Below are 9,424 nucleotides of genomic sequence, written 5' to 3' on the forward strand. Positions count from 1 at the left end.
CAATGAAAAAAAAGGAAGCAAAATTAAAACTTCCTGTTAAAAAAAGTCTTACATTGACACTATTAATATTATCAATATTCGAAGCAGCTTGTATTATTATACAAGCTGCTTTTTTAGCAAAAGCCGTAGTGGGACTTTTTGATAAAAATTTTGATAATGTAGCAAGAGATAGTGTTCTTTTTTTAATAGGTTTTATTTTTAGAATAGTGTTCTTACACTTACAACAATATTTTACAGAAAATCATGCTATTAAGTTCGAAACTGAACTTAGAAGAAAATTACTTCAGAGTTACTTTGACTTAGGACCTGATTTCACATCAAGAGAAGGATCAGGAAAACTAGTAACTTTAGCGATAGATGGAATAGGAAAAGTAAAACAATATTTTGAACTAAACGTATCAAAACAAATCCGTGGAGCTATTATCCCAACCTTAGTAGTTATATTTATATTTTATACAGATTATGTATCAGCCTTAATGATAATATCTGTAATACCAGTAATTGTTATTTTTATGATATTACTTGGTATTAATGCTAGAGATATGGCGAATAGACAGTATAAAAAATATAGAGCATTATCTAATAACTTTATTGATACAATTCGAGGAGTAGAGACTCTAAAATTCTTAGGAGTAAGTAAAAACTACTTACCGATCATGGAAAAGAAAAACAGAGAATATCGTCAGAGTACTATGAAGACACTTAGTGTAGCTTTTTTAAACAGCTTTGCACTTGATTTCTTAACAACAATCGCAATTGCACTTTTAGCAGTTAGATTAGGAATCTTATTATTAGATGGAAGTACTGTGTTGTTACCTTCACTTACGGTATTATTAATCGCACCAGAGTTTTTCCTTCCAATGAAACAAGCTGCGACAGACTACCATGCAACACTTGATGGTCAAATGGCTTATGAAGATATTAATCGAATGATAGTGGATAACGAGAAGAATAAATCGCAGAAATCTTCTATCAATAGTGTAGAAAGTATAAAACTACAGAATGTAGGATTAATAAAAGATGACAAAAAAATTCTTGATAACATTACTTTATCAATAAACAAAGGTGAAAAGATTTGTCTTGTAGGACAAAGCGGAAGTGGAAAAACCTCATTAATCTCATTATTATCTGGTTTTAATGAACAGAGTGAAGGTGAGATATTAATTAATGATGAAGTTACAAACTTAAAAAATGTCCACTGGTCAAATAATATCTCATATATTTCTCAATTCCCTTATATTTTCCCAGATACTATTCGAAACAATATATTATTCTATTCTAATGAGAATATAAGTGAAGATCACTTAAAAGAAATTAGTAAGTTAGTAGGTTTAGATAAATTCATCTCTACATTACCACAGGGGTATGACACTAATATTGGAGAAGGTGGTCAAGAATTAAGTGGTGGTCAAGCACAACGTATTGCTATCGCTAGAGCATTAATTAGTAATAGAGAAGTAATTATTTTAGATGAACCTACAAGTCACCTGGATATAGAAACAGAGTTTGAGATTAAAGAAAAACTACTAGAATTATTTAAAGGTAGAACTGTAATTATAGCTACACATAGACTACATTGGTTGAATAATGTAGATTATGTGTTAAATCTAGAACAAGGAAAGGTTAGCGATTTTGAGAAAGTTGCCGAATTTAAAAATTCACCACGTTTCGAAGAATTGAAAGCTAATCTAGTAGGAGGTAGCTATAGTGAATAATAATTCAATAATAAGAAAAGAACTTAAAAAGAATAAAGGTGTAATGAGCGGAGTAGTCTTTTTAGGATTAATGTCTGTTATTAGTGGAGCAGCGTTAATGTACGTATCAGGTTACTTAATAAGTAAAGCATCATTACAAATAGGAAATATCCTAATGCTACAGGTACCTACAGTATTAACAAGAACATTCTCGTTAGCACAATCTACATTTGCTTATATTCAAAGGCTAGTGAGTCACAATTTAGTTTTAGGGATAATAGAAAAAATGCGTAGTAGAGTATATAAAATATTAGAACCTAAAGCATTGAAATTGAAAAAAGAATATAAATCTGGAGATTTACTAGGTATTATTTCTGAAGATATAGAAAATATGCAAAATATCTATCTAAAAACAATATTCCCAAGTATTATTTCATTAGTATTATATGTAATTTTCATTACAGTAATGTTTGGCTATGATATGAATTATGCACTATTAGCAACACTATTTGGAATTTTTATAATTTTTGTAGTACCATTCGCTTCACTTACAATTACTAGAAAGAACTTCCAAATTATGAAAGAAGCTAAATATAACCTATATAGTGATTTTACTAGTGCTATTTTTGGATTAAGTGATTGGATTTCTTCTAATAAAGTAAATGAATTTATGGATGACTACCAAGTTAAAGAACAAAAACTTTTAAAACGTGAAAGAAAAATTAAAACATTCGTTCACTTAAGAGAAAACTTTGTTAACCTACTTGCAGGTGCCACAGCTTTCTTAATGATATATAGTTGTTGGAATATGACAGTTAACAATGTAATCGAAAATGTCTACATTGCATCATTCTGTATGATGGTATTATCTGTTCTTAGTGTTGCTGTAATGACGAGTGAAGCTGTTGCTCATATACCAGGTTACGAAGTATCAATCAATCGTGTTAAAGAATTTTATGCTCAAGAAGATGATGAAAAAGTTGAAGTAGTTAATGAAAAAAATTCTGAAGGAAATATTATTGACGTTAAAAACTTATCTTTTGAATATGAAAAAGGTAAAACTATTTTAAATAACTTATCACTTTCTATTAAAAAAGGTGAGAAAGTAGCAATATTAGGAAGAAGTGGTGTAGGTAAATCTACATTAGTAAAACTATTAACTGGGACATATACTGACTATAAAGGAGAAATAGTTGTACTAGATAAAAAACCAACAGAAAAAATGTTAGGTACAGAAATTTCACTATTAAACCAGAAACCATATTTATTCGATATGACTATTAGAGAAAATTTAAAACTTGCTCTTTTAGATGCAGGTATAGAAGATTCTGAAATTGAAAATAAAATTAATGAGAGTTTAGAAAAAGCACAATTATCTAAATTGCTTCAAAGTTTACCAGACGGAATAGATACTAATGTATTCGAAACTGGAAGTAGATTTTCAGGTGGAGAACGTCAACGTATCGCTTTTGCTAGAAGTATAATTCAAAATAATGAATTACTACTATTAGATGAGCCAACTGTTGGGTTAGATCCAAAAACTGAACATGAATTATTAACTACAATTTTTGAATCTAGTAAAGATAAAACAATCGTATGGATTACCCATCATTTAAACTCTATCGAATATATGGATAGAATAATCTTCATTAAAGATGGAGAAATAGAAATGGATGGAACTCATAGTGAGCTATACGCAACAAATGATAAGTATAGAAAACTGTACGATATGGATAACATAGCGTAATAGTATTTGCAAAACTTTACAAATATAGAGCAGTTACAGGAACAAGAAAAACGACTAACACAGGTAAAGAGAAACGAGTTAGACTTATAAATTTTGATTGAAAAATGCTATAATATAACTTGTATAAAAGTTTAAAGTATTTGGAGGTTTAGAATATGCAAGTAATTGCACTATTGAGAGGAGTAACACCGACAGGAAAAAATAGAATACCCAAAATGTCATTTTTGGTAGAGATACTTGAAAAAGTAGGATTAAAAAAAGTAAAGACTTATATTCAAAGTGGTAATGTTATTTTGGAAACAGAGTTGTCAAAAGGGGAAACAGCAAAGTTAATTCATGACACAATAGCTAAAGAAATAGGAGCAGATTTAAGTGTCATTATAAAAGAAAAAAATCAATTACAGATAGCTATTGAGGAAAATCCGTTTAATGAAAATTATGATTTTTCAAGAATACATTTAGTATTCACTAACGATAGTATGGGAGAAGATGAACTAAAAAAACTGGAAAATAAAGACTTTGGAGATGAAAAGTTTATTATTGGTTCTGAATGTTTATATATGTATCTTCCAAGAGATGCAAGTCCCAAAAGATTGAATACTAATTATCTTGAAAAACAGCTTTCAATAACCATGACAATGAGGAAATTAAATGTTGTTGAACATTTAGTCGAATTATGTAAGAAATAGGAATAAACACCAGCTTATTGAAGTAACAATTAAACATAACTAATACAAGAACAGTAAATCAAAAAAAGGTTTACTGTTTTTTCTGGGTCTATAATAAATACGGTTGATAATAAATATCAGCCGTATTTATTATAGACCCAGAACCTTTGTGAGTGTGACTCGACAAAACTGATTTCTCAGAAATCACGATTTTTGAGTCACTCTATTTTTTCTTAATATTTAGTAAAAGTTTAAAATATGTATATAAACAAATAAGGATGCATGTTAGAATAATATGTAATAGTAATTATATCGACGTAGGAAGGATAAGGCAGTGTCAAGATTTTTGTGTAAACACAATCTGATGTTTTAAATAAAGTTAACTATTTATAATTTTATTAGTTCTTATGGCTTTTATTTCTTAGAGTTTAATAAGATTTTTCGAGAGATTTTGTCAAGAATTCAAAGAAGGTTTGCCCTTGTTCTTGACAAAATCATAGAAAAATCTAAACTCTAGAAGGGAATAAAAGCTAGTATATATATATTTCTTCTATCATATTCTCTAATTCTTCTTTCGCCATACTAAAGCCATAGTGCGATATACCTACATATTTTACGTTATATTCACATGCTGATACACAAACATATCTGTTTAGAGATTGTTCATTAGGGAATTGCTCTTTTTTCTTTATCCCTTTTTTTAAATGTTTATTATAATTTTCTATTATATTTGTTGTATAAATACTTCTTCTTATTGATTTAGATATGCAACATAATGAGCTTATGGAAAAAGCAAATGTAAGTAGGAGTACATTTTATAAATTAAAGAATGGTGAGAATGTAACTACCGATATTTTGCTCAGAATTTGTGATGCATTGGATTGCGACATATCAGAAATTATGGAGTGTATTAAAAATGATTGAAATAATAAATGGAGAATGCATAGAAGAATTGAGGAAGTTAGACTCATCTACGGTTGATTTAATTATTACAGATCCTCCATATAATATTGCGAATTTCATGAACGGGAGAGATACAAATTTATAAAAAATGCGTTCTAATTTTTTTGGTGCTTCTGGTTGGGATGATTTAGATTTTAATGATTGGAAAGACCATATGAGATTGTTTTTAAAGAATCAAGTAGGATACTTAAGAATGGTGCTTCCATGATAGTTTTTATGTCAATATTAAGGGTTGAAACTCTTGTTGAAATAGCAAATAAATTTGGTTTTTATTATAAAACCACTGGAATTTGGCACAAAACAAATCCAATGCCAAGAAATATGAATTTACATTTTGTTAATTCAAATGAGTGCTGGATATATTTTACTTATAAAACAAAAACAAGAACATTCAATAATAAAGGTAAATTGGTTCTAGACTATATTGAAACATCTGTCACGACTGCTAGGGAAAAGAAATTAGGTAAACATCCAACACAAAAGCCAATTATATTATTCGAACATTTTATAAGATTGCTTTCAAATAAGGGCGATTTAGTAGTAGATCCATTTCTAGGAAGCGGTTCTTCTGCAATTGCAAGCTATAGATTAAATAGAAATTTTATCAGTGTTGAATTAGAAGAAAAATATGCTAAATTAGCGAATATGAGGGTAGAAGATGAAAAGACAAGTTATTGATTTGTTTTCTGGAGTTGGTGGACTATCTAAAGGATTTTTCGACTCAGGATTTGAAATTGTTTTAGCAAATGAAGTTGACTATTCTATAGCTAATTCTTATAAAAAAAATTATCCTAAAGTGAAAATGATTAATGAAGATATTTCAAAATTAGATATTGATGATGTTTTTAATGAGTATAAAAATATAGATGTAATTGTTGGGGGACCACCTTGTCAAGGACTTTCTCAAAAAGGGAAAAGAAAAATAATGGATGATCCACGTAATTATTTATTTAAATATTTTTTTGAGGTAGTTAGTGTTGTTAGACCGAAGTATTTTGTGCTAGAAAATGTACCCAACATATTAACTGCAAATAACGGACATTTTAAAGACGAAATTTATAGCTTATGTTCCAGTAATGGTTACACGTTATGATGATACCCTAGTAAGGAAGATTATCCAGAATGTTAGTGTTTATGATGACCACTTTGTAATATACTTTAAAACTGGAATTGAAATGGAAGTATGATTTAATACTAATATAAACCGTCAATTAAGAGTTAGGTTCTCTTGATTGGCGGTTTTTGCATTGACTTTTACATGATTTATACATGTGATATTATCAAAAATGTTGTTTTTATAATGTTATTGATAAGGAGTTGACCACATGAGTGATGTAATAAGCTGTTAGATGAAGCTATTAAAGAAACCGAAAACTTGTACGAAGGAGAAGTCTTTATTTTTAAGGAATTGTTTAAAGGATATGTATGGAACAGGATACCGAGAAAGGACTGTACTAATGTCTTAGTAGATGTTTTAGAGATATTTTAAATAATATAAAAACACTTGAATAAATGCTCATATAATTATTGACACAAGAGAAAAATAATAATATAATAAATATACAACGCATGAATATTTGTTCAAGTAATCAGATGGAATAATTTAAAAAGAGGTGATAATATGACTAAAAAATTTAATTCAATTGAAAGATGTGACTGCAATGTAATTCATGAGGATATTGTAAATCAAGTTAGAGATAAAATGCCTCAAGAAGAAAGCCTTTATGATCTAGCAGAATTATTTAAAGTATTTGGAGATTCAACACGAATCAGGATATTATGGGCTTTACATGAAGTTGAAATGTGTGTTTGTGATATCGCTGTATTACTTAACATGACACAATCAGCAATTTCCCATCAGCTGAGAGTCTTAAAACAAGCTAATTTAGTGAAAAACAGAAAAGAAGGCAAAGTAGTATATTATTCATTAGTTGATGATCATGTAAGAGAAATATTTGACCAAGGTCTAATTCATATCAACGAGAAGTAGTAATGCGGTAGAATAGAATATTTTTTGAAGATATTTGGGCATATATTTAAGTCTTCATTTCAAATGAGCAATGCTTCAAGAAAATTTGAAAAAGACTTGTAGTATTCAAAATAAAATTACAAATAATATTTAGGAGGATTTAATAATGAAAAAGAAATTTATACTTGAAGGTTTAGATTGTGCAAATTGCGCGGCAAAAATGGAAAAGGCTATTAATGAGCTTGATGGAGTGAAAGAAGCTACTGTTAACTTTATGACCACAAAACTCGTTATTGATGGTGAGGATGAAAAAATGCCAACAATAATAGCAGAGGCCGAAAAAATAGTTAAAAAAATCGAACCCGATACAACTATGAAAAAGGCTTAAAGGAGGCTATTTAGTATGACAAAACGACTATGGCGAATAATTATTGGTGCAGCCGTGTTAGCTACAGCAGTATTGCTTAGTTTAAATAACGAATGGTTACAGATTGCTCTCTTTATAATAAGTTACATTATTGTAGGTGGAGATGTTGTAAAAAGAGCTGTAAAAAATATTTTTAAAGGTCAAGTTTTCGATGAAAATTTTTTAATGAGTATTGCAACAATTGGTGCATTTTTTATTGGTGAGTATCCTGAAGGTGTTGCAGTTATGCTGTTTTATCAAGTTGGAGAACTGTTTCAAAGCTATGCAGTTGGCAAGTCGAGAAAGTCAATTGCAAGCCTTATGGATATTCGACCAGATTATGCAAATGTTAAAAAAGGTGATGAACTTGTCAAAGTTGACCCAGATGAAGTACAAATTGGAGATATTATTTTAATTAAAGCAGGAGAAAAAATTCCTCTTGATGGCAAGGTAATTGAGGGAAGTTCAATGATTGATACATCGGCGCTAACAGGCGAATCTGTTCCTCGTGAAGTAGAAGTTGGAAGTGATATCCTAAGTGGGTGCATCAACATTAATGGGGTTATTACAGCAGAGGTTACCAAGGAATTTGGAGAATCTACTGTAAGTAAAATTCTTGATTTAGTTGAAAATGCAAGTAGTAAAAAATCCAATTCAGAACAATTTATTACGAAGTTTGCGAGATATTATACACCGGTTGTGGTTATAATTGCAGTTTTTCTAGCTATTATACCACCTCTTGTTATAGACGGGGCGACTTTTAGTGATTGGATATATAGAGCACTAGCATTCCTTGTGGTATCCTGTCCATGTGCTTTAGTTATTTCAATTCCTTTGAGTTTCTTCGGTGGAATAGGTGGAGCCTCAAAAAAAGGTGTTTTAGTCAAGGGTAGTAATTATTTAGAGGCATTAGCAGAAACTGAAATTGTTGTTTTTGATAAAACTGGAACACTAACGAAAGGTGTATTTAATGTACAGGAAATTCATCCAGAAGGAGTTTCCAAAGAAGAGGTATTAGAATTAACTGCACATGCGGAAAGCTATTCCAATCATCCGATTTCACTTTCACTGAAACGTGCATATAGCAAAGAAATAGACAATGGACGTATTTCAGATGTAGAAGAGATATCAGGTCATGGTGTTATTGCAACTGTAGATGGCAAAAAGGTTATGGTAGGAAATATCAAACTTATGAAAATGATGGATATCCCTTATTTCAAGGGAGAGCTGATCGGTACTATTGTACATGTTGCTGTTAATAACAAATATATAGGTTACATTGTAATTGCCGATGAGGTAAAGGAAGATTCAGCACAAGCAATCAAGGAACTTAAGGCAGCTAATATTAAACAAACAGTTATGTTGACAGGTGATAATAAAAGTATTGGTTCAAAAGTTGCTAAAGAGCTTGGTCTTGATAAGGTTTATGCAGAACTGTTGCCAGCAGACAAAGTTGAAAAACTAGAAGAATTATTTTCGCAAAAATCTAAAAAAGGTAAACTTGCCTTTGTTGGTGACGGAATCAATGATGCACCTGTATTAGCTCGTGCAGACATTGGAATAGCAATGGGTGGTTTAGGTTCTGATGCGGCCATTGAAGCTGCTGATGTTGTAATTATGACTGATGAGCCATCGAAAATTGCTACTACAATGAAGATTTCTAAAAAGACACTAAAAATTGCACATCAAAACATAGTATTTGCAATTGGAATAAAAATAATTGTTCTTATTTTGAGTGCTTTTGGAATAACTACTATGTGGGCAGCTATATTTGCAGATGTAGGTGTAACTATCATCGCAGTATTAAATGCTTTTAGAGCTTTGAATGTAAAGAATCTATAAACTATTTTTCCTATTCACCCCTTGAATGATACCGATAATTGACGATACAATCAAGGGGTATTTTTTCATATAAACAAAGTATAAATTTCTAATTATCTTTTTATATTTTCTTAAATGCTCGTAAAGCCTTATTCT

Annotated in this window: 9 protein-coding genes and 1 pseudogene; 9 read left to right on the top strand and 1 reads right to left on the bottom strand. The window is 30.0% G+C overall.

The window, feature by feature from the left end; genetic code table 11:
- Positions 1-2: 2 nt before the first annotated feature.
- The 3 genes from cydD (at position 3) to O3801_RS02085 (ending at position 4,130) form a co-directional block, all read left to right on the top strand.
- Positions 3-1,715, top strand: coding sequence for a thiol reductant ABC exporter subunit CydD (gene cydD, locus O3801_RS02075; RefSeq protein WP_371453914.1), 1,713 nt, complete (start codon positions 3-5; stop codon positions 1,713-1,715).
- Complete coding sequence (gene cydC / locus O3801_RS02080; RefSeq protein ID WP_371453915.1) at positions 1,708-3,441, top strand: thiol reductant ABC exporter subunit CydC; 1,734 nt, start codon at positions 1,708-1,710, stop codon at positions 3,439-3,441. Before cydD ends, cydC begins: the two co-directional genes overlap by 8 nt.
- 155 nt (positions 3,442-3,596) lie before the next feature.
- Entirely contained in the window at positions 3,597-4,130 is a 534-nt protein-coding gene (locus O3801_RS02085; protein WP_314397697.1) for a DUF1697 domain-containing protein, read from the top strand.
- 509 nt (positions 4,131-4,639) lie between these two features.
- Here O3801_RS02085 and O3801_RS02090 read toward each other — a convergent pair.
- The gene (locus O3801_RS02090; protein ID WP_156438975.1) at positions 4,640-4,894 is read right to left on the bottom strand and encodes a transposase; all 255 of its coding nucleotides are present in this window, start codon (positions 4,892-4,894) and stop codon (positions 4,640-4,642) included.
- Between O3801_RS02090 and O3801_RS02095 the strand changes: the two genes are divergently transcribed.
- From O3801_RS02095 to O3801_RS02120, 6 genes and pseudogenes are all read left to right on the top strand, one after another.
- The gene (locus O3801_RS02095; RefSeq protein WP_224207482.1) at positions 4,863-5,033 is read left to right on the top strand and encodes a helix-turn-helix domain-containing protein; all 171 of its coding nucleotides are present in this window, start codon (positions 4,863-4,865) and stop codon (positions 5,031-5,033) included. The genes O3801_RS02090 and O3801_RS02095 overlap by 32 nt on opposite strands.
- A gap of 255 nt (positions 5,034-5,288) precedes the next feature.
- Positions 5,289-5,750, top strand: a complete 462-nt coding sequence (locus O3801_RS02100; RefSeq protein WP_371453916.1) for a DNA-methyltransferase — start codon at positions 5,289-5,291, stop codon at positions 5,748-5,750.
- Positions 5,731-6,165 (top strand): DNA cytosine methyltransferase, encoded by a 435-nt coding sequence (locus tag O3801_RS02105; RefSeq protein ID WP_314091004.1) that lies wholly within the window; start codon positions 5,731-5,733, stop codon positions 6,163-6,165. Before O3801_RS02100 ends, O3801_RS02105 begins: the two co-directional genes overlap by 20 nt.
- 264 nt (positions 6,166-6,429) lie before the next feature.
- Positions 6,430-6,561, top strand: a complete 132-nt coding sequence (locus O3801_RS02110) for a DUF1413 domain-containing protein (RefSeq protein WP_428829628.1) — start codon at positions 6,430-6,432, stop codon at positions 6,559-6,561.
- 132 nt (positions 6,562-6,693) lie between these two features.
- Positions 6,694-7,062, top strand: a complete 369-nt coding sequence (locus tag O3801_RS02115; protein ID WP_314091001.1) for an ArsR/SmtB family transcription factor — start codon at positions 6,694-6,696, stop codon at positions 7,060-7,062.
- 145 nt (positions 7,063-7,207) lie between these two features.
- Positions 7,208-9,289, top strand: a pseudogene (locus O3801_RS02120) (heavy metal translocating P-type ATPase).
- Positions 9,290-9,424: the final 135 nt, after the last annotated feature.

The organism is Gemella sp. 27098_8_149 (assembly GCF_041433745.1).
In the GTDB taxonomy this organism is placed as follows: Bacteria; Bacillota; Bacilli; order Staphylococcales; family Gemellaceae; genus Gemella.

Excerpts from the sequence above, each read along its gene's own strand:
- O3801_RS02085 (WP_314397697.1), top strand. The coding sequence starts at position 3,597 with ATGCAAGTAATTGCACTATTGAGAGGAGTAACACCGACAGGAAAAAAT.
- O3801_RS02105 (WP_314091004.1), top strand. The coding sequence starts at position 5,731 with ATGAAAAGACAAGTTATTGATTTGTTTTCTGGAGTTGGTGGACTATCT.
- cydD (WP_371453914.1), top strand. The coding sequence starts at position 3 with ATGAAAAAAAAGGAAGCAAAATTAAAACTTCCTGTTAAAAAAAGTCTT.
- O3801_RS02100 (WP_371453916.1), top strand. The coding sequence starts at position 5,289 with ATGTCAATATTAAGGGTTGAAACTCTTGTTGAAATAGCAAATAAATTT.
- O3801_RS02115 (WP_314091001.1), top strand. The coding sequence starts at position 6,694 with ATGACTAAAAAATTTAATTCAATTGAAAGATGTGACTGCAATGTAATT.